The 22,145-nt window shown below is 41.5% G+C and carries 13 protein-coding genes; 10 read left to right on the top strand and 3 right to left on the bottom strand.

Going from position 1 to position 22,145, the window contains the following annotated elements; genetic code table 11:
• Positions 1-182: 182 nt before the first annotated feature.
• The 4 genes from ACKA06_RS05840 (at position 183) to ACKA06_RS05825 (ending at position 7,092) form a co-directional block, all read left to right on the top strand.
• Entirely contained in the window at positions 183-1,622 is a 1,440-nt protein-coding gene (locus ACKA06_RS05840) for an N-acetylmuramoyl-L-alanine amidase (protein ID WP_411159237.1), read from the top strand.
• Positions 1,623-1,712: 90 nt separating this feature from the next.
• Positions 1,713-3,608 (top strand): S8 family peptidase, encoded by a 1,896-nt coding sequence (locus tag ACKA06_RS05835; protein ID WP_411159236.1) that lies wholly within the window; start codon positions 1,713-1,715, stop codon positions 3,606-3,608.
• Positions 3,609-3,961: 353 nt separating this feature from the next.
• A complete protein-coding gene (locus ACKA06_RS05830; RefSeq protein WP_411159235.1) occupies positions 3,962-4,957 on the top strand; it encodes a C40 family peptidase in 996 nt (331 codons plus the stop codon).
• Positions 4,958-5,163: 206 nt separating this feature from the next.
• A complete protein-coding gene (locus tag ACKA06_RS05825; RefSeq protein WP_411159234.1) occupies positions 5,164-7,092 on the top strand; it encodes an S-layer homology domain-containing protein in 1,929 nt (642 codons plus the stop codon).
• Positions 7,093-7,349: 257 nt separating this feature from the next.
• Here the strand turns inward: ACKA06_RS05825 and murJ are convergent, their stop codons facing one another.
• The 3 genes from murJ to csaB all read right to left on the bottom strand — a co-directional run bounded on the left by murJ (position 7,350) and on the right by csaB (position 11,265).
• Positions 7,350-8,870 (bottom strand): murein biosynthesis integral membrane protein MurJ, encoded by a 1,521-nt coding sequence (gene murJ, locus ACKA06_RS05820; RefSeq protein WP_411159233.1) that lies wholly within the window; start codon positions 8,868-8,870, stop codon positions 7,350-7,352.
• A gap of 91 nt (positions 8,871-8,961) precedes the next feature.
• Positions 8,962-10,134 (bottom strand): glycosyltransferase family 4 protein, encoded by a 1,173-nt coding sequence (locus ACKA06_RS05815; protein WP_411159232.1) that lies wholly within the window; start codon positions 10,132-10,134, stop codon positions 8,962-8,964.
• A gap of 21 nt (positions 10,135-10,155) precedes the next feature.
• Complete coding sequence (gene csaB / locus ACKA06_RS05810; RefSeq protein WP_411159231.1) at positions 10,156-11,265, bottom strand: polysaccharide pyruvyl transferase CsaB; 1,110 nt, start codon at positions 11,263-11,265, stop codon at positions 10,156-10,158.
• A gap of 242 nt (positions 11,266-11,507) precedes the next feature.
• Here csaB and ACKA06_RS05805 point away from each other — a divergent pair, with 242 nt between their 5' ends.
• The 6 genes from ACKA06_RS05805 (at position 11,508) to ACKA06_RS05780 (ending at position 22,144) form a co-directional block, all read left to right on the top strand.
• Positions 11,508-12,782, top strand: coding sequence for a nucleotide sugar dehydrogenase (locus tag ACKA06_RS05805; protein WP_411159230.1), 1,275 nt, complete (start codon positions 11,508-11,510; stop codon positions 12,780-12,782).
• Positions 12,783-12,793: 11 nt separating this feature from the next.
• Complete coding sequence (locus ACKA06_RS05800) at positions 12,794-13,510, top strand: WecB/TagA/CpsF family glycosyltransferase (protein ID WP_411159229.1); 717 nt, start codon at positions 12,794-12,796, stop codon at positions 13,508-13,510.
• A gap of 16 nt (positions 13,511-13,526) precedes the next feature.
• On the top strand, positions 13,527-15,002 hold the full coding sequence (locus ACKA06_RS05795) for an O-antigen ligase family protein (protein ID WP_411159228.1): 1,476 nt from the start codon (positions 13,527-13,529) through the stop codon (positions 15,000-15,002).
• Positions 14,980-16,089 carry a glycosyltransferase family 4 protein gene (locus ACKA06_RS05790; RefSeq protein ID WP_411159227.1) on the top strand — a complete coding sequence of 370 codons (1,110 nt, stop codon included), beginning with the start codon at positions 14,980-14,982 and terminating at the stop codon, positions 16,087-16,089. Before ACKA06_RS05795 ends, ACKA06_RS05790 begins: the two co-directional genes overlap by 23 nt.
• Before the next feature lie 394 nt (positions 16,090-16,483).
• Positions 16,484-19,216 (top strand): S-layer homology domain-containing protein, encoded by a 2,733-nt coding sequence (locus ACKA06_RS05785; RefSeq protein WP_411159226.1) that lies wholly within the window; start codon positions 16,484-16,486, stop codon positions 19,214-19,216.
• A gap of 195 nt (positions 19,217-19,411) precedes the next feature.
• On the top strand, positions 19,412-22,144 hold the full coding sequence (locus ACKA06_RS05780) for a phosphodiester glycosidase family protein (protein ID WP_411159225.1): 2,733 nt from the start codon (positions 19,412-19,414) through the stop codon (positions 22,142-22,144).
• The last annotated feature ends 1 nt before the right edge of the window (position 22,145 follow it).

Below are 22,145 nucleotides of genomic sequence, written 5' to 3'. Positions count from 1 at the left end.
TCCACTTATAGGATAATTTGTCTATACTATTTTTATTCTATTTTTTACCATACATAAGGACGTCCTAATAATTTAGTATTATTTGGAAATCTAAATTCCAACAAATATTTTAAAAGTTTGGTAAATCATGTCGATACATATGATAGAATATTAATGAAAATTAAGGAAAAGGGGAAAAATTAATGAAATTTAGGTTACTTTTGTCTCTCGTGTTCTTTCTGGGTTTAGGTTTGTTTGCTTCTTCTGTTTCAGCAGCCACTTTTTCAGACATTGGAAATACACACAGAGCAAAAGCAGAAGTTTACTTTTTGTCGACTGGAAACATTGTCAAGGGTTCCAATGACGGCTACTTTTATCCTGATAATCTAGTTACCAGGGCCGAAGCCGCCGCCATGATCGGACGATCTTTGCAGCTGGATGGGACTCAAATAGCGACTAAGTTCAAGGATGTAGGGATCAGCAGTTTTGCTTCAGGTTATATTCAAAGAGCGGTAGAAAAAAAGATTATCAGCGGTTATTCAGATGGTACTTTCAAACCTGAAGCACCGGTTACACGGGGAGAGATGGCGCTTCTTATCAGCCGTGCATTCGAATATAATGCCACAACGACAAGTTCTGCTTCTGATGAATTGATGCAGAGGGGAATCGCTCAGGGGATGGCAAATGGAAGCTTTGGTGAAGGTCTTTCAATAAAGCGTGCCGATTTCTCCGTTTTCTTGGCAAGAGCCATTAACTCAGGACTTCGCGTTGAAGGACAATCGCTTATTTTTCCAGAGAAAAAATATGTAAATACGAATATACTTAATTTCAGAAGCGGTCCTTCGACTCTTTATCCGATCGTGGCGAAACTAAGTTATTCAACACCTGTGGATATTGCCTATCGTATTGGTGACTGGGTATATGCACGTACTGCAAGCGGACAGGAAGGCTTCTTACATATGGACTTCTTAAGTGATGACTTATCAGGTCCGATTGTTCCTGAACCAGAACCTGTGGATCCGTTGACGGAAGAAGTCATCGTGATTGATCCTGGTCATGGATATCCTGACAATGGTGCCAGTGCCTATGGAATTCATGAAAAGGATGTTGTACTGGCTACCGGATTGAAACTTCAGAACTATTTCAAAAAAACTCCTTTTAACGTTCAAATGACCAGAACTTCAGACAGGAAGATTGAATTACCGGATCGGATGACATTTGCGAAAAGGGTCGAGGGAGATCTATTTATCAGCATCCATGCTAATTCATTCGATGGTAGTGCCCATGGTACAGAAACGTATTACTACGGCATTGCCCGGACGAATCCTTATGTGAATGAAAGTAAAGCTCTTGCCACATATGTTCAAAAGAGATTGCTGAGTGCATGGGGACTATCTAATAGAGGGGTCAAACATGGTGATTTACATGTATTGAGGGAAAATTCGATGCCTGCTGTTCTTGCTGAGTTAGGATTTATTGACAGCAAGCCGGAAAATGATAAGCTTCGTTCAGCATACTGGCAGGATCTTGCTGCTAAAGCTATTTTCCTTGGAACGCTCGATTACTATTACCATTACGAGAAGAAAGATGTGTTAAAGCTTTATGATATTGCAGGTGGTAAGCCGTCTGCAAAATTGCATTAAATAGAGAGAAATAAATAGGAGAAAGGGGAGTTTTCAAAGTTCTTTCTTTGAAACTTTCCTTTTTCTTTTACATTAGAAAGGGGTCGTCACTTGAAAAAAATTATTGCTGTCCTTTCTCTCCTTCTTCTATACATACCACTTATTGTGCATGCCGAAACCTCAGATAGAGAATACATTGTAACGTTCATTGAGGATATTGATTGGAATGCGTTGCATACAGCAAAAGTAGAGGTGCTGGATTCTTATGAGGTTATTTCTGCAGTATCGGTTAAAGCTTCTGAATCAGAAGCTGCAGTACTAAATGATTCTCCCCGCGTTTCAACTATTCAAGAAAGCAAAACATATGAAATCAGAGACCAGCAGATATCTAAATCCTTTCCTATGTTGAATATCACGCCTGACATTCAAACTGTTTACAGGGGAACAGGGGTGAAAATAGGGATTTTAGACACTGGGGTGGACCTGAAACACCCAGACTTAAAAGTGAATGGCGGCATTTGTGTACTGGAAGAATCATGTACCCGGGGATATCAGGATGACAACGGCCATGGGACCCATGTCGCAGGAGTGATCGGTGCCCTGGATAATGAGATCGGAGTTGTTGGGGTCGTTCCGGATGCCGGCCTTTATGCCATTAAGGCAATGGATAGTACGGGCACAGGAACAACGGCGACCATCCTTGCAGGAGTAGAATGGGCTATAGAAAATAAGATGGATATCTTAAATATGAGTGTCACTACTGACCAGGATGATCCTGCATTGAAGCAAATGATTGATCGTGCTTACAATGAAGGAATGCTGATTGTTGGAGCAGCGGGTAACAATGGGACGAAATCAGGTGATGGGGACACAGTGTTGTATCCTGCCAGATATTCAAGTGTCATTGCTGTAGGAGCAGTTAATGACAATCAAGTAAGAGTGGCAAGCTCGGCAACCGGTAATTCATTGGAGTTTGTGGCGCCAGGCTATAACATTTACAGTACTGTTCCGTTAGCAGGTGATTCATTTGATGGAATTCGAGACGGTTATACGTATATGACCGGAACTTCCATGGCAGCACCATATATTACAGGAATAATAGCTGCTTATAAAGAACAATTCCCATCCTCTACACCTCAGCAAATCAGGGACATACTGGGTTCGAATGTAAAGGACCTTGGAGCTGCAGGGCGTGATCCCCTGTATGGAAAAGGGCTGGCTCAAGCAGCGATGCTGCCTGTTCCTGAAGGTAATGCAGTGCAGGCGAAAGTTGATAATGGAAAAGTGACGTTTACCATTAATAAAAGTGAGGAAGTTGAGTACGTCGAAATAGTAAGTTCCAAAGGTGAAAAATCTGTCATTGAAGACAATATCAAGATAGAGTATGTTCTGGCCGGGACCCATAAGTATTACTTTAAATACCACTTCAAGGATGGAAGAACATATTCTGTGCCAGTCTCCGTAGAGGTTAAAAAGCCAATCTTTACAGATTTGAGTTCAACACAATGGTTCTCACCACATATGGTATACCTCAATTATCATGGCATTTTGAAAGGATATAAGGATGGAGGGGTACATCCTTATGAGTCGATCACCCGCGGGGAAGCACTTGCTCTTGTGGGAAGAGCAATAGGGCTTGATGGGGAGCAGAGAAGTTCATATTTTAAAGATGTGGAATCGAGCTATTTTGCTTCAGGTTATATCCAAAGTGCCTTTGATCAAACCATCATAAAAGGCTTTAGCGATCAAACCTTCCGGCCGGGTCAAAATGTAACCAGGGCAGAGATGGCCATCCTGATTGCAAAAGCATTCAACCTGAAGAGTAATAAAGAAGTCGTTTTTTCTGATGTAGGGAAAAGTATATCCGGATACAGTGAAATTGCAGCCCTGATTGATTCTTCTATTACTAGGGGATTCAGCGATGGGACATTCCGTCCATATCAACCTATAACTCGATCTGAGTTTGCAGTATTTTTAGCAAGGGCGAAAAACGCTGATTTTAAATAAGGTAAAAAGGCATGAAGGTATAATCTTCGTGCTTTTTTAAATGGGAGAAGCGGACTAAGTGAAGGGCTGTTAGTGCGGTTAAGGTGAAATAAAGTTGCTCATTTCTAAAAGGAAAGACTGAGGGTGGAGGTGATACATACTGGTATCAAAGTAATGATTAAGTATGTGTTGAAACCAAAAATATCCGGTTATAATAGGATATCATCCTATTTATTTACCCATTTCGACAAAAAGTATGTATATGTTACATGATTGTAATGAAATCGTAACGAAAATTGGAAGAATAATCTGCTAAACTACAAATTAGTTAGAATTTTCCTACCAAATTACTACAAAATTTTCGAGGTGTGTAAATGAAACAGCTTAGGTTAATCAGTCGTATCGTATTAGTATTTGTCCTTTCCATGACCCTCGTGCCAATGATGAACGCTTCTGCTTCTACAAAGGGAGAAGAAATCGTAGCGCTTGCCAAGAAATATGCGGGTACCCCATATGTATTCGGAGGTACATCACCAAGCGGATTTGATTGTTCAGGATTCTTGTATTATGTATATGGGAAATTTGGAATCCAGCTTCCGAGAACTTCAGCACAGCAGTATCAGGTAGGAACTGCCGTATCTAAATCAGAGCTTTTACCGGGAGATATCGTTCTCTTTGAAAATACATATAAGCCGGGGATTTCTCATTCCGGCATTTACGTTGGAAACAACTCATTCATAAGCGCTGAAAACAGCGGAATAAAAGTTTCATCTTTAAGCAATTCTTACTGGGGACCGAGATTTGTTAAAGGGAAGCGTGTGTTTGACCAGACGGTTGGAGGAAGTTTATTCAATGACTTGCCTGACAATCACCCGGCATTTACTGCAATAAAGCAGTTAAACCAAGAAAACATCATCAAGGGATATAATGATCAATCTTATCGACCGGATGACGAGGTAACACGCGGACAAGCTGCTGGAATCATTAACAGAGTCCTTAATTATTCTTCTACGGGAAGTAATTCATTCTCTGATGTAGGAAGCAGTAACGCATTTGCTGATGACATATCTGCAATTGAGAATGCAGGAGTTATTCAGGGATATACCGATGGCACATTCAGACCGTACGAACCAATGACTCGTGCCCAAATGGCAGCCATTCTTGATCGCGCCTTTAAGTTAACTTCAAATGCAACTTTCTCCACTGCTAGCGTAGTGTATAACGATGTCCCTGCAAGTTATTGGGCTCACAGCTCAATCTCAAGTCTTTATCATTTAGATAAAACAAGTTTATACCAAACACCTAAATTCAGGGCGATTGATGAAGCAACTCGCGCAGAGTTTGCTGCAGCGATTTACAATGTAAAGTAATAAAGAGAAAGAAACTGGCTTATAAGGATGCACTGCAGCCTTATAAGCCAGTTTTTTTATGATTTTAAAAAGTAATTTTTACCAATTCTGCCTTAATACCTACTAAACTACTATTTTAACCAAAAATATATATTCAGTTTAATTGAATATGTTGTTAAAATAGGGGAGGAGATGTCGAAAAAAGGAAAAAGCGGGGGATTTTATTAATGAAAAGAAAGTTTGGTATTATTGTAACATTGTTCATGTTGGTTTTTTCTTTCTCTTCACCGGTATTTGCAGAGGATGATATCACTGGAATCACGCTTGAGAAAGAAATGCGGGCGATGGTGGAGCAGGGTGTGATAAAAGGATATGGTGAGAATGTTTATGGACCTGAAAGACAGGTAACCCGTGGAGAATTTGCGGTGTTCCTTTCCAGGGCATTGGAGTTACCGGAAGTAACGGAAAATGTATTCTCTGATGTAGTACCTTCATCGGCCTTGGCTAAGGGAATCAACAGCGCCAGTGGAGCTGGGATTGTCAGTGGTTATCCCGACGGAACATTTAAGCCTGAAGAAAATGTTACTAGAGAGCAAATGGCTGCGATGGTTGCGAGGGCATTGTTATTTCTGGGATATGAAGATTCAGGCAAGCCGTTGAACTTTGTAGATGAGGGGAGCATAAGAGACGAGTTTAAGCCGGCAGTCTCAACGAACCTCTATTATAAGATCATTAATGGATATAACAGAGACGGACAATATTATTTTGAACCAAAAGAATATGCAAAGAGAGACCAGGCAGCAGCTTTCTTATATAGGATGCTGGAACTTGATCCACCGGCAAAGCCAGAAGAACCGGAAAATCCGGATACAAATACGTACTTTAAAGTAGCTTCTATCAGCAATGGAGAAATAGTACCTGTTAATCGAAATTACGAAACATTTGATCAGGCTCAAGAAGCCATCACTAATGAGAACAGCCAAGTGATTATGTTAGGTGATAAAGTAGTGAAAATGCCAAACGGAGTAGTAGTTGGAAGCTATCCTTCATCTGGAATTACAGTGGTGTACAATGAGTCACTTACGAAACAGCTAACGTATGTTTCGAACCTATTCCAATCTGAAATGAAGTATTTAGCCTCTGATTCCGAAAAAGTAAAAATACAAATTGCAGATACAATCGGCTATGTAAAACATGAAAATGTAACCTTGATACCTAGTCAACTGCAAACTGGAAGAAGCTATTATTTTGTTGAGAATGGAGATTTGAAACATAGTATCTACTTTCCTATTACCCAGACTCTTCAGTATCCATATACAGTAGGGAAGGCACCTTCTTTCATGAGTGAAGGGAAACGCTACTATTCATGGAATGGTCATACTTATACTGATGGCAGCGGAAAGGTAGTCGGCGAATCCTATGCTTACTTCAATCGTGTTTCTATTCGTACCTCAACGTCCTATACGGCAGAGGAACTGAATCAATATATTCAAAAGAAAGCTCCAACGGGTGTACTTGTCGGTCTTGGTGAAGAATTCAAGGCTGCCGAGAAAGCCTACGGTGTAAATGCCCTATTGATGCTCTCTCATGCCATGCTGGAAACAGGGAATGGTCATTCCGATATTGCAAAAGATAAAAAGAATCTTTTTGGAATCGGGGCGACTGATTCAGATCCTTATAAAAATGCCATGACATTTGAAACGTATGCCGATTCCATTAATTACTATGCGAAGGAAGTCATGTTGAAAAAGTATGTGGACCCTTATGGCCCTTATGGAAAAGGCGGAGTGTTTGGAAACAAATCAGTCGGCATGAATATCAACTATGCTTCCGACGTAAACTGGGGACAAAAAGTTGGCGGCGGATTCTATAGAATGGATCAGGAGCTTGGGGGTAAGGATATGCGCAATTCAACATATATCCTGGGTGAAACAATCGATCCGGAAATTGAAAGATCAGGTTTGAATGTACGTACAGAACCAAACGTCAAATCAGAAGTGCAATATAAGATCTATAAAGTGGGCTACCCGCTTACCATCATCGGTGAAGTCCAGCAAGCTGACGGTAAATGGTATAAAGTCATTACCGATTCAGTTGATCACCAGACAGCATATATCCATGGTGCTTATGTGAAAAAGCTGCCTGTTGCGAAATAATTAGATAACAAAGAAAAGCGAGCGATAATCAGTTGTTGATTATTGCTCGCTTTTTTGGTTTGTTTTTAGTGGTTATGCGGATTTGTGCCAGGAACAAAACGGTCGGGTTGTGCCAGGAACAAAAAAGATGAATTGTGCCTGGCACAAAATGAGTGGATTGTACCCCGCACAAAACAAACGTATCGTGCCAGGCACCAACCATCTAGCATCCAGCCATTCCATAATCGGTAAGGAAGTGTTCCATAACCCGCCTCGTCCTACTTCTTCTTTTTCTTCTTCACCAGCTCCAGCAAGCGGTTAAACCCTTCCCGGTAGAACACCCTCAAGCTTAAGGCATACAAGAGAGCCCCTAACGGAACAAGGATGGCAAGCTTCCATAAGGAATACAACCCGCTGAACCAGTCAAGCTGCTGTAACAGATAAAGAGGGATCACCATGATGATTGTAGGCGGCAATGAGCGAAGAGCCAAGCTGGTCAGTCTTTTTACTTCACTCTTCTCAAAGTCTTTATAAACGACAATCGAGGAAACGACAAGATAATAGACCGCAACAATCGAGCTTGATAATGCGAGTCCCGGATATCCCATGCTCTTTACCAGGAAGTAGTTCAGGATAATGTTTACGACGATGGTCGTCACACTGATCCTGAAGATGATGGCGGTACGTCCTCTTGCATACATCGACTTTGAAACAATGAATTGCAGGCCCTGCGTGACGATCAATGGTAAATAAAAGAGTAAGGCGGTATAAGTGCTTTGTGTATCCTCACTTGTAAAAGCTCCTCTTTCATAGATGAAAGAAAGTGCTGCTTCGCCGACCACCAGGAGTCCTGCGGCTATCGGAAGCAGGGTCAGCAGTGAAATTTCCATTCCCATAAAGAAGGTATCCTGGAATTTCCGGGGATTGTCGATCTGCTCTGATAACAATGTAAAGATAATGGCGGCGATCGTCGTCGCGTAGATGGCATTCGGGATGCTCACTAAGAGCGACGCGTTGTTCAAATACGTAACAGCTCCTTCAATCGTTCCCGATGCAAAGGTTTTGTCAACAAACATGTTTACCTGACCCACAATTGAGTTAAGGAAAGACGGAATGATGAGTGCCAGGAAAGCCTTTCTGAACTCCTTGTTTACATGCAGAGTAGGCTGCCACTGGAAGCCTTTTTTCAATAAAAAAGAAAATTGGATGATGGCCCCCAGCACCGTACCGAAGATAAAACCATAAGCTAAACTTTGAATCCCCCACATGTTCGAGAATAGGAGGGCGAACACAGCGCCCATAAGCGTAGCGAGCAGCTTGGAAATCTGTGAAGGGACGAATACGCGCCTTGCCTGCAGATACGATTCTAAGATTCCGTTTAACGCGATGGCACTCATGAACAGGAAGAAAAACTGAGTGATTTCAACTGCAATATCTTCAGTCACCGGGTGCATATGGCCGAAAATCAACGGAACAAAATAGGGTACTAGAAAATAACCTGCTGCCGTGACGACAAGGAATATTAAAACCGTACTATTCAGTATTCCGTTAGCATCTTTCTCGGTCTGCTCAGGATTTTCTTTGCGGTTTTTAACGTACATCGGCAGAAACACATTATTGAAGCCGCTGGCAATCATCGCAACGATCAGTGTGATGAATGTAAAGGCAAGCAGATATCCATCCGTATATTCGTTGGCACCAAATTCATTGGCTATGATACTTTCACGTAAAAAACCGGATAGTTTTAGAACCAGCGCCAACAGGGTGATCCATATGGCGGTTTTTTTAAGTGTAGACAATATTGTCACCTGCTTTTTACTGTTATAAAAAAGAAGCTGACCACTGAGTGATTAAATCTCTCTATGGTCAGCTGTGTGCTTCATGATTTAGTTATTTTGCAAGGGCACTTTTATAAATGGCCTCATATTTCTTGGCTGCTGCAATGTGAGAGTATTCTTCTTCGATTTTGGCGCGTGCCTTGAGAGCCATACGCTGACCTTCTTCAGGATTTTCAAGAAGGTAGTTCACGGCATCAGCAAGCTCCTGTACATTCTTTTCTTCTACCAATAAACCGTCTTCTTTGTTGTTGACGATTTCCTTCAGTCCGCCAACTGCACAAGCTACTAGAGGAGATCCGGATCCCATGGCTTCCAAAGCGGAAATGGAAGTGGCTTCTTCCACGCCGGCAGAGTGAACGCTTGGTACAAGTACAACATCACATAGGGCGTAGAATTCTTTGATCTCTTCATGTGGAATCGCTCCGAGAAGCGTTACATTGTCGTGAAGTTTATGCTCTTCGACGATCTTTTTAATTTCAGATAGAGCTTCACCGCTGCCGGCATAGATCAATTTCGTATTCGGGAATTTTTCAATGATCTTCGGCATAGCAAGTGCAGGGTAGATAACCCCGTTCTTTTTCGTCAAACGGCGAGGTACAAACAGCACATTGTCTTCTTTAGAGATGCCGTGTTTATCACGGAATTGATCTTTGTACTCCTGATCAGGCTTGAAGTTATGGATATCGATGAAGTTTCTGATTGCATTGCCTTCCGCACCGGAAACTTCCTTCACATAATCTTTTAAGCGCGTGTCGACAGTGATGATCTTGCGTGTCCCCTTATACGCTTTGATTTCAATTTCCTTCATAAAAGACGCTTCAGGACTGTTTTCATCCAGGGAGCCTTTACTGATGGATTCAAACGTCATGTACCCGTGTACAGTTGAGACAGTCGGAATGCCTGTTTCAAGAGCAGCCAGCGTTGTGAATGGATCCTGGGCATTGATCAGGTCATACTGCTTGTCTTTGTTTTTCTCGATCAGACCCTGAAGGAGTCTTTTTCTTGCTTTATGGGACCAGACGATGCCTTTCCCTTTTTTCAATTTGTTTAAAATAAAGCTTGGACCTTTGGCATACAGGTTTTGGGTGGAAGAGGGTACGTTTGAAAATGAAAGAACGTCCACTTCATGTCCCAAGCTTTCAAGACCGGATTTCAAGGTCGTTACGTGGGTGGATAATCCCCCTGCGTGCGGATAGTCGTAAGCTGTTGCGATTAGAATTTTCATTAATATGCCCTCCTATAAGATTTAGGCAAAGAATTTTTCTTTCATTAAATGCAGGTTCCTCTTGGCTTCATTTCTCATTCCTTCAGCATTCTTGCTGACGGTCAGAGACTCGGCTTCCCTGTTGTGAAGGATCGCTTTCGCATTTTCGGTAACCTGCTTCACATCAATATTATCAAGGTCGGCTGAATACTTCCACATACCGCTTCTCTTCAGCAGGCTTTCAACCTTTTTATCATAGCTGAAGCCGATATGGGGAATCCCTTTTAATGTAGAGAAAATCAGGGCATGAAGCCTCATGCCAATGGTCATTTCACACTCGCCGATAAAGTTTAAGTACTGATTTGGAGTGAAGTCTTTTCCAAGCATAACGGTTTTATCGGGATGCTTCATATAACTCATGACTTTTTCACTTGCATCGACATCGTGGTGGCCTTCCATCGGCACGAAAACAGGGGTCACTCCTTCTTCTTCAATCAGGTTATCGAGGACGCCGGCCATATCTTCGAATTGCTGCGTGCGGTCAAACCAAGGTCTGACGGATACGGCAACCAGTTTCTCGTCCCCTTTTAAAGGAAGGGATTCGATTCCGGAGCGGTCTTCTTTTGCCTGAAAAGCAAACACGATATCAGAGGTAACCACTGTTTCGGGTTTCGTTACACCAAGTTTGTGCAATAATTCCTTTGAATATTGATCACGGACCGTGATGAAATCTGCAAGGTTTGCCAGTTTCATGAGGAATTTCCCCCATCCCGAAGTGACAGGACCGATCCCTTGCGAGAAGAACATGACTTTCGTATTGCACAGCTTGGCCAAGAGTACAATCAATAAATAATAAGGAAGGGGCCCGAATAAGAATTTAGTCGGGTAGGCGTCCTGCAGCAGCCCGCCTCCTCCGCTTATCAATAGATCGGCTTCCTTTAATGCTTTAACTTTTTCTTTATTTTCTTTTCTCCAGGCGCGGTACACACTTTTTACATTGTGTTCTTTCGCTGTTCTTTCAGGAGACAAAGAAAAGACGGTAATATCGGGATTGTCAAATTCTTCCCTTAAATTGTCAATAATTGCTTCTAAAATTGCTTCGTCGCCTGTATTACCTAAACCATAAAAACCAGAAATCACAAACTTCTTCAAAGAAGTTTTCCTCCTTTATTATGCGTCTAACATGGGGTAGAATCGCGTTTTTCGTTGAATTAAAGAGAAAATAAATCGTACATAGTGTATTATGATACCATTAGAAAATCAAACTATATTCTATCACTAAAGAGTAATTACTAGCAATTACTATCCACGTAATTGATGCAAGCTTTGAATTCATTTGATATACTATCTAGGAAATTGTCGAACTTTACTATTCGAAAAGAGGTTTCAATACAATGAAAAAGATTTGTGTAATCGGATTAGGATATATAGGACTGCCTACATCTGCGATTTTTGCAAAAGCAGGAATCGAAGTTGTCGGTGTGGATGTCAGTGAAAAAGTTGTCGAAAAATTAAATAAAGGCGAGGTTCACATTGAAGAAGTGGGACTTCCCGAGTTAGTGAAAGAGGTAGTGGAAAGCGGCAAGCTCCGCGGTTCATTAACACCTGAGGACGCAGATGCCTTCATCATTGCAGTCCCTACCCCGATCCATGAGGACCAGACTGCCAATGTGAACTACGTTGTGAACGCAACGAAAGCTATCGTCCCTTATTTGAAAAAAGGGAATGTCATCATTGTGGAATCAACGATTCCTCCAAGGACTATCAATGATGTCGTAGCACCTATTATAGAAGAAAATGGATTCAATCCGCTCGAAGATGTATATTTGGCACACTGTCCAGAGCGTGTACTGCCAGGACGCATCCTGATTGAATTGATTGAAAATACACGGATCGTAGGCGGAATCACCCCTGAAGCTTCAAAACAGGCGGGGGATGTCTATCGTCAAGTGGTTACAGGTGATGTCATCGAGACGGAAGCTGTGACAGCTGAAATGTCTAAACTGATGGAAAATACCTTCAGGGATGTAAACATTGCTTTGGCGAATGAACTTGTGAAGATTTCTGCAAAGTTGAATGTGAACGCCCATGATGTCATCGAGCTTGCCAATAAGCATCCTCGTGTAAACCTTCACCAGCCTGGACCTGGAGTAGGGGGGCACTGCCTGGCCGTCGATCCTTATTTCATCGTAGAAAAAGCAATGGGCGAATCACCGCTTATTCAAACAGCCCGCAGCATCAATAACTCGATGCCTGAATTTGTTGTTTCACAGGTAGAGCGCCTGACAGCGGAAGTCGAGAATCCTGTTATCGCTGTATTCGGTTTGACATACAAGGGGAATATTGACGATGTCCGTGAAAGCCCGGCACTGGATATTACAAAAATGCTGGTGAACCATCCAAAATTCACTGTAAAAGCACATGATCCACATGTTCGTGATGAACAGGTATCATTCCCGCTTTATTCATTTGAAGAATCAATCAAGGATGCCCATTTGGTGCTTGTCCTTGCCGATCATAATGAGTTCAAGGTGATGGACGAGAAAGTGCTGGCTGACGGATTAAAGACAGGGGTCATTTTCGATACAAAGAATTGCGTCCCTCAATTTCAAGACTTGGTCGTGTATCGAATCGGTGACTTGACGAATTTACGCTCAATCCAGGAATAAGGTGGATGACCATGAAGAAAGAGTCTTATTTTGGCATTAATGTTTCACCATACACGTATGAAGAAATCATTGCGGATATCAAAAAGCGCATCAGATCTAACAAGACCTCAACCATTATAGCGGTGAACCCTGAAAAAGTAATGAAGGGTGAAAAAAACGAAGATTTAAGAGAGCTCATCAACTCGGCAACCTACCAGATACCGGACGGAGTGGGAATACTCTTGGCCTCCAAATTAAAAGGGGGTCAAATCCGTTCTCGGGTAACAGGAGTGGATATGATGGAGCGCCTGCTTCAATTTGCACAGGAAGAGAAGCATGGCGTGTTTCTTTACGGCGCAAAAGAAGAGGTCGTGTCAAAAGCTGCTGAAAACATCGGGAAGAAGTATCCCGGCATCGACATTGCGGGCTATCAAAATGGATACATCAAGAATAATGAAGCACTTATCGATCAGATCAATGCATCAGGAGCCAAGCTATTGTTCGTAGCAATGGGGAGCCCGCGCCAGGAGCTGTGGATAAGGGAAAATATGCCCCGGCTGAATACCCTGGTATATCAAGGAGTCGGCGGCAGCTTTGACGTGTTCGCGGGACATGTGAAACGCGCTCCGAAGTTTTACCGCAAGCTTGGCCTGGAATGGCTGTATCGTCTATTGAAGGAACCAAAGCGTCTGAAACGACAATTGGCGCTTCCGCAATTTCTAGCAAAGGTTCTTTTCAGTAAAAACTAACAGAGAGGGTTCTATCATGAAAGAATTGAAGGAGAAGTATCTGTACGTCCTTGCTGCTGCGTTCCTCTACGCGGTGGCATTGATCATGCCAAATTCGAAGATCGGGCTTGGTGTATCCCTATTAGTGGCTGTGCTTGCTTATATTAAGCCTAAGGATGGCTTACTGTCATTATTGATTTATTTTCCTATGAGATCATTTTTAACTGAAATCAATCCAGGGCTTAAGCTTGCAGGGGATATCATCATTATTGCTGCCTTCTTAAGAGTGGTATGGGATCATAAAAAGAATTTTAAATCCCTTTTCCAATTCACACATTTTGAATGGGGATTCTTCGCCTTTATCGTTATCGGAGCTGTGGCTGCATTTCTTACGGGTGTAGATTATGGAGCCATTGTATTCCAAATACGCGCATTCTTCATAACGTACCTTGTGTATTACACTGTGAAACGCTTAGGTATTACAAAAGAAGATGTGCTGCGCTTCTTATGGATAACATTTGTGGTTGCCATGGTGCTGACTGTGCAGGGGTTGGTGGAAAAGCTTTCGATCCGCAGCCTGCTCATGCCTGAAGCATGGGTGAACCGCCAATTATCGCCAAACAATGCCACTCGTATATATGGACTGATCAATAATCCTAATGTGCTGGCGGTCTATTTATCGATTACGTTTATCACCACCTTATATTTACACCAAATCGTTAAGGAAAAAAGCACAAAAATCTTTTTGACCGTTTCAATGATCTTCATGGTTGGTGTCTGGACATTAACGTATTCACGCGGAACGTGGATCGGTTTTGCCATTGCATTAGTAATATATGCACTATTGACCCGCAGTTGGAAAAAACTCGGCAGAATCGTCCTGATCACTGCGGCGAGTTTTATCCTGATCAACCTTCCCATTGCCAAAGCCGCCAATTGGATCAAGAACACCGACTTCGGACAAATTGAACGGACAGGTCCACCGGAAGAGGATGCGGATAGCAGCGGGGGATCAACAGAATCAAACCGAATAAAGCAAACGTTTGAGAAGGATACACTTGCTCTAAGTATGCAGACAGGCCGCTTATTCATCGTTTTCAAAGGATTTGAAATTTTTAAAGACCACCCGGTGATCGGTACAGGTTTTGCAACATATGGAGATTCAGCTACAAAGAGCTACTCTTCGCCGATTTATGATGATTATGATATCGGCTTTGATATCTATGCAGACAATCAGTACATCCAGGTGATCGTGGAAACCGGGACACTCGGTGTGATCGCTTTTGCCATCTTCTTATTGGGGATGCTGTATGCTCTGTGGAAGATGCGTAAAGATTCCCTTTTTGCCATACCGGCACTTGCTCTCTTAATCGGAATTTACTGGTGCGGATTCATCTATAATATCTGGGAAGATAAAACATTCACACTGTATTTCTTCATGATGCTTGGCTTTATCTTGAATGAAAAAGATTATAAGGAGAGAAATCGCAATGAAAGTATTACATCTCATTAGCGGTGGAGAAACAGGTGGTTCAAAAAACCACCTGCTTTCTTTATTGCAGCAATTTAATAAAGAAGACATCCTCCTCGGAGTATTCCAGGAAGGGAAACTGTCACAAGAAGCAAAAGAATTAGGCCTCCCTCTCGTTGTATTTGGACAATCGTCGCGCTACGACTTCTCCGTCCTGAAGAAAATCGCCAGCCTCATCAAGAAAGAACGGATCTCAATCGTTCACACTCACGGCCCTCGCGCCAACCTTTTTACTTATTTTCTTAAAAAAAGAATCAATTTCAAATGGATAACGACTGTACACAGTGATCCTTCAAAGGATTTCATCAAAGGCGGCGTGAAAGGAAAAGTGTTCACCTGGCTGAATATGAGGATTTTGAAGGAAATTGATTATTTCTTCGCGGTGACGAACCGTTTTAAGGAGATGCTGGTTGGGTTTGGACTTGATGGTGATAAAATGTTTGTAATCTATAATGGTATTTCATTCGAACCGGTTGAAGGTCCGAAGCTGTCCAGAGAAGAAATAGGATTGTCGAATGAAGATTTTGTAGTGACAATGGTTGCAAGGCTTCATCCCATTAAGGGCCACGACTTAGCATTCCAGGCTCTTCAATCTTTAAAGGGGAAATACAGTAACTTAAAGCTGTTATTAATTGGTGACGGCCCGATTAAAGAGGAATTGCAAAAAAACGTGAAAGATCGAGGTATTCAGGATAATGTACTATTTCTAGGGTTTCAGAAAGGTGTTCACAATTATCTCGCTATCTCAGATGTAAAACTCTTAACTTCTTACAGCGAAAGTTTTCCATTGGTCATTTTGGAATCAGCACGTGAAAGAACCCCTGTTATTTCTACTGATGTTGGGGGAGTGAAAGATTTGATCAGTGAGCCATCTCTTGGATGGGTGATCCCTACCGGTGATGCAGAACCAATTGCTAAAGCAATTGAAGAAGCAATTAAGGACAGGAAAGAAGGGTTATTAAAAGCAAAGGGTGCAGAACTTCATGAAAAGGCTGCTAAAAACTATTCATTACAGAACCTTTACAGCGATACGATCCTTACTTACGGAAAAATAACCAAGGAAATTTGACCTTCTTTTTTGGAAAATAGGTGGAATCCAAATGTAAAAAAGGTATATACTGGTGATTGTATGGTGATTGAACCGCCAAAACAAACCAGTATATACCTTTTTTTATATAATAAATCTATTTTGATAAGTATATCGAATTAGATAAAAATATGTAAATAAAGGTTGAAATTTCCTATGTATCTGCTAGAATAAGGATATGAGTTTGCTAATCTACCTTTTATTTGACAATTTGCGGCATAATATAACATTTTAATTACAGCTTGAAATGTTCTGTTTTTGCTAGATTAGTAACAATTAACCTGGTGGCGCAATGATTAGACTATCTAGCTAGAATAGTTTGATTTTGTATGACCATCCCAAAAATTACATACCTTAATAGGAGGAATGAGCTAAAATGGCTTACAAATCAAAATCTTATCGTAAGTTTATCGCAACTGGAACTACTGCAGCTTTAGTTGCATCTGCAATCGCTCCAGCAGCTTCTGCAGCAGATCACCCATTCACGGACGTAAACACTAACTATGACGAAGCGGTTAGCTACTTATACAGCAACGACATCACGAAAGGTTACACTGAGACTACTTTCGGTACTTACATGAGCCTTTCTCGCGGTAACGCTGCTGTCATCATCGCTAACGCTCTTGGACTTGACACTGAGAATGCAGCAGACGCTGGTTTCGAAGATGTTAACAGCCGTGTAGCTGGAGCAGTAAATGCTCTAGTAGAAGCTGAAATCATGAGTGGTTACAATGACACTGAATTCCGCCCGGATGAAGAACTTTCCCGTGGAGCTATGGCTAAGATTCTAGTTAACGCTTACGGATTACAAGATCAAGCAGTAGATACTCCATTTACTGACTTAACTTCAACTTTCGGCTCTTACATTGAAGCTCTTTACGGCGCTGGAATCACTACTGGTAAAACTGAAACTACTTTCGGTACAAACCAAGAGATCCTTCGCGGTGAATTTGCAGTACTACTTTACAAATCAATCAACTGGGTAGATGTAACTCCAGAAGTTTCATCTGTAAAATCTTCTTCTAGCACAGAATTCACAGTGAATTTTGAAGAAGCAATTGAAGAAGGCGTTGAAGTTGAAGATTTAATGCTTGATGTGGTTGTTGTTCTTGAAGACGGTACAGAGGTAATGCCAGAAGTTACAGGTGCTAAAATCTCTGAAGATCGCAAATCAGTAACAGTAATGCATGCGAACAATGATCTTGATGGTCTTAAAGGTTCTATCATTGTAAATGGTGTTGACGGAGCGTTTGATTACAGCGCACCTAAAGTTTCTTCTGCAACTGCTGTAAATGGTAAAGAACTTGTAATTAAGTTCAACCAAGCTGTTGATAAAACTGATGCTGAAGATCTTACAAACTACTCATTAACTGGTGAGACTTTCACGGGTACTCCGGTTGTTTCTAAAGATGGAAAAACTGTTACATTAACTGCAACTGACGTAATTGATGTGACAAACGCTACTTTAGAAATTCAACCAATCAAAACTAAAGCAGATGCTAAAGTTTTAACTAAAAAATATGTCACTCTATTCACATTCAAGGATACAGTAGCTCCAACTGTTGCAACTGTTGAAGCGAAAGGTACTGAAGCTGTTATCACATTCACAGAAGCTTTGGCTACTGAAGGTACAGTAAGCTTAAACGGATCTGAAATTTCTAGCACTGTTGATGCTTCTAAGCCTTATTATGTGGTAAATGGAAAAACTTTGACTGTTAAGAATCTTGTAGCTGAAAAATCTTACAAACTTGATGTTGTAGGTGCTAAAGATGCTGCTAACAATTTAGCTGGGCAAACAACTGTAACCTTCACTGTTGAAAAACCAGTGGTAGATAGCTCTAAACCAACTGTTTCTTCTGCAGTTTCTGGTAACAAACTAACTCTTACTTTCTCTGAGGAAGTTACACCGGGTACAGTTACAATCGGCGGAACTCCAGTCGCTGCCAACAAACTAGTTGCTTCAGAAGATAAAATGACTTATACAGTTGATGTACAAGATGCTGGATTCTTCACTGGGGTAACATTCTTTACAAAAGAAGTAGTTGTAAAAGATTTCACTGATGGTACAAATTCAATGGATGCTGCGAAATTCAATGCAACATTCACGGCGGATACATCTGCTCCTAATTTTGTCTCTGCTGCAATCAAGACTCTTGGTAAGGATACTTCTTCTACAACAGTTGACGATGTAATTCTTCTGACTTTTGACGATGTAGTTAAAGAAGGGATCTTAACAGCATCAGATGAACTTGCTATCAAGTCAATTGATGGAATCTATCAATCTGACAATACAGTAGATCTTTCTTCATCTAATGTATCTTATGGCTATGATTTAAATGGAGATAAAGAAGTTAAGGGAAGTGAACTTAACGTAGTAGCTATTAAATTTAATGCTGCTGAAAAGTCTTCATACTCATTTGGGTTAGCTGGTAAAGTAGTGGCTGACATGTACGGAAACAAAGTTTCTGATACAATCAACTTCTCAGCTGTTGCTCCTGAATACACAACCACTCCTGGTTCAGATGCAAAGGATGTTACATTCACTGCAACTCCAAAAGCAAACAATGTTGATATTGTATTGAACTTCAACAAAAACATGAGTGATTCTGCAGTTAATGCATCTAACTACACGTTAGGTGGAAAATCACTACCATCTGGAACTACAGTGAAGTTCGTGGATAACAGATCTAAAGTGGTTATCACGTTACCACAAGGTTCTATCACTGCTAACGGAACTTATGCCCTTGTAGGAACGAACTTAAAAGATCAAAGCAGTAATACACTTGTAAATGGCAAAGTTGAATTAAACGTTACATTAAAAGAGAACGTTGTTCCAACAGCTACGAAAGTTACTTTACTAGACAGTAAGACTTTCACAGTTGACTTCACTGAAGCAGTAAGTGCTACAACAGTTTCTGGTGTTACAGTAAAAGTTAACAATGTAGCATTAGCAGCAGACAAATATAGTGTATCTGTTGTAAACGGAGACCTTAAAGTAGTTACAACTGATAATCTTAAAGCAACTGATTCTCTTACAGTTGAATTTAAAGATACAAATTTAGTTGATGCTAACGGAAATAAAGTTGCTAACAGCTCTGTTTCTAAGTAATTTGTAGGTTAGTTTTATCCAAAAAGCCTTGTAGAGAGAATTCTTTACAAGGCTTTTTATTGTTTTATAAGAACATGATGAAGTCCCTTAAAAACAAATTTTTTGGAAATTTATGTCGAATGTATCATTGTTTTTTAATAGTCTAAAAGATATAATTCTATTGGAAGTTTAATAGAATTATTAGGAGGAAATGTATTGTTTTTCAAGCAGAAGTTTTTTGCATCTTTTGTTGTATTGTTGTTGATCCTTCAGAGTTTTTCGGCCTCTTCTGCTTTGGCTGCCACGAATATCGTCGATCAGTTCAAAGCTTCTTCAGGGGTTACCTACAAGGATACCCGGGTCACTTCTACCTATGACCAGGCAATTAAGTCATTGGAAGTAGACTTATCGGATTCCTATACAAAAGTAGAAGTAGGAGTTCCTAATCCTCTTAACACTGTATCCCGTACCACTGCACAAGCGATTGCGCTGACAAGAGACGGACATCAGGTAGTAGGCGCAGTCAATGGCTCGTTTTTTAATCAGGACCGGCTTCCCATGTATTTGATTTCCTATCGAAATAAACTTGTGAATGCGGGTATTATCGCGAGTGGTGAAGACCAATATGTAAATGAACCCATTGCATTTGGCATTGACAGTCAAGGAAAAGGGAAAATTGATCATTATGATTTGGACTTATCGTTTGTACATAATGGAAAAACTTATTCGATTACGAGTACAAATAAAGAACGATCATACGATAACTTAATTTTATATACTCCTGACTTTCCGGGAGGATACACGAATACAAACCCTTATGGTATGGAAGTTGTGATCACCGGGCTGGATTCTGAACTGGATCTTGAATTCGGTTCGACTGTATCAGGCAAAGTCCAATCCATTCGACGTCACGGTGATTCAACAAATACCAAGATTCCACAGGACGGATTTGTATTGTCCGCTCATGGTGAAAGCCTGGAAGCTTTAAAGTATATGCAAATTGGTGATTCTATTAATCTATCGGTAAATATAGACGCTCAATGGGAAAAATCTGATTTCATGCTGGCAGGGGGACCCCTTTTAGTGGATAACGGACAGGTTTCACTCAGCATGGACCCGAACAGCTCACGGGCAAAAGAACGTGCTCCGCGGACAGCTGTAGCCATCGATCGGGATGGAGGGAAAGTATTTTTAGTGACCGTAGACGGCCGCCAGCCGGGCTATAGTACAGGAATGAGTTTGTCTGAGTTTGCTCAACACCTAAAGAATATGGGAGTGGATGCAGCGCTGAACCTTGACGGAGGAGGGTCAACCACAATGGCCGCCCGATGGCCTGGTGACTCACTGGTGAAGCTTGCCAATAAGCCATCGGATGGATGGGAGAGACCCATTTCAACGACTTTAATGGCTGTATCGACTGCATCAAAGGGTGTACCTGCCCACATCTATGCATCTAAGTCTGCAGAAGGTGCTTTATTGAAAGGCGCCAGTGTGAAAGTCAATCTGGATTATGTATTAGATCAATATTATAACCCTGTTTCAGTAACGAGCAGCAATACGAAGCTCGTTGATGCTAATGGACTTGGGACAATCAGTGGAATGACATTTACAGCTGGTAAAGCTGGAGATGGATATCTAAATGTTCAATATGGAACGGCTACTAAGAAACTGCCGATCCGGGTAGTAGATGAAATCGGTAAGCTCTCCGTATCCCCGGCAAGCATCAAGGTTATGAGCGGACAGACGGTACAGTTGAAGGCGAGAGGACTGGATACTTCGAATCAACCGGTTATTATGAACAATTCATCAGTTCAATGGTCTGTATCCGGCGAGATTGGGACCGTTAATTCAACCGGTCTTTTTACAGCTAAAAAAGGGAGTGGAACTGGCTCAGTAATTGCGTCCTATGGTTCTACAAAAGTGACGATTCCTGTAACGATAGGCGGAGCAGTAGCCAAATTGGACTCTTTCGATCAACCTTCTGGCTGGTCGACAAGCAATGTTAAGGCAAACTCTGCAGTTTCAATCAGTTCCATGCCGAAGTATGAAGGTACTCAATCTTTGAAATGGGATTACTCATTTAATAAAGAAACAGGAACTTCAGCAGTCTATCTAAACAACTCTAAGGAGTTAGGCGGTGTTCCCGCAGAAGTAGGGATGCGCGTATTTGGAGATGCAAACCTGCAATGGATGCGAGGGAAGATTGTGGATGGAAATGGTATAACTCACACCATTAACTTTACAGAAGAAAAAGGACTTACATGGAATGGTTGGAAGTATGTAAGTGCCCCGATCGATTCTTCCTGGAAAGCTCCATTAACATTGAAGCAAATTTATATGGCTCAGCCATATGAGAACTTAAAGTCAGGCGGAACGGTTTATCTGGATGCTTTACAAGCTGTATACAGTGAGGACCATAAAGAGCCGTTGTTCAAAGACACGGGTATGAGCTACTGGGCTGAGACGGAAGTAAGTACGCTTGTCGATAAAGCTGTCATCAGTGGATATCCTAATGGAGATTTCCAGCCTGCAGCAACCTTGAATCGAGTGCAGGCAGCAATACTTTTAGCGAGAGCGCTGGATTTAAATGTAAGTTCTCAAGAGGACCCTGGATTTTCAGATGTCCCTGAATCGTATCGTTTCTCTCAGGAGATTGCAGCTGTGGCGAATGCGGGAATTATGAAAGGAAAGCAGGGTGGGGAAGTTTTTGATCCTTACACGAAACTGACAAGGGCAGAAATGGCAGTTGTCCTCCAAAGAGCTTATAAGCTGCCGAATGTGAGCGGAAAATCTTTCAGTGATAACTACACAAGCAGTTTTGCATATGAAGCTGTGAAAGCATTGGCAGCAAGCGGTATTACAGAAGGATTTACGGATGGAACGTTCAGGCCGGCAAACCCTATTTCGAGAACGGACTTCAGTGTGTTCTTGTATCGCGCATTAAAATAAT

Origin of the sequence: Rossellomorea oryzaecorticis (assembly GCF_045897515.1) — a bacterium.
Lineage (GTDB): Bacteria > Bacillota > Bacilli > Bacillales > Bacillaceae_B > Rossellomorea > Rossellomorea enclensis.
This window is presented reverse-complemented; position numbering and strand designations above follow the sequence as displayed.

Excerpts from the sequence above, each read along its gene's own strand:
- ACKA06_RS05840 (WP_411159237.1), top strand. The coding sequence starts at position 183 with ATGAAATTTAGGTTACTTTTGTCTCTCGTGTTCTTTCTGGGTTTAGGT.
- ACKA06_RS05830 (WP_411159235.1), top strand. The coding sequence starts at position 3,962 with ATGAAACAGCTTAGGTTAATCAGTCGTATCGTATTAGTATTTGTCCTT.
- ACKA06_RS05825 (WP_411159234.1), top strand. The coding sequence starts at position 5,164 with ATGAAAAGAAAGTTTGGTATTATTGTAACATTGTTCATGTTGGTTTTT.
- ACKA06_RS05815 (WP_411159232.1), bottom strand. The coding sequence starts at position 10,134 with ATGAAAATTCTAATCGCAACAGCTTACGACTATCCGCACGCAGGGGGA.
- ACKA06_RS05805 (WP_411159230.1), top strand. The coding sequence starts at position 11,508 with ATGAAAAAGATTTGTGTAATCGGATTAGGATATATAGGACTGCCTACA.
- ACKA06_RS05800 (WP_411159229.1), top strand. The coding sequence starts at position 12,794 with ATGAAGAAAGAGTCTTATTTTGGCATTAATGTTTCACCATACACGTAT.
- ACKA06_RS05795 (WP_411159228.1), top strand. The coding sequence starts at position 13,527 with ATGAAAGAATTGAAGGAGAAGTATCTGTACGTCCTTGCTGCTGCGTTC.
- ACKA06_RS05790 (WP_411159227.1), top strand. The coding sequence starts at position 14,980 with ATGAAAGTATTACATCTCATTAGCGGTGGAGAAACAGGTGGTTCAAAA.
- ACKA06_RS05785 (WP_411159226.1), top strand. The coding sequence starts at position 16,484 with ATGGCTTACAAATCAAAATCTTATCGTAAGTTTATCGCAACTGGAACT.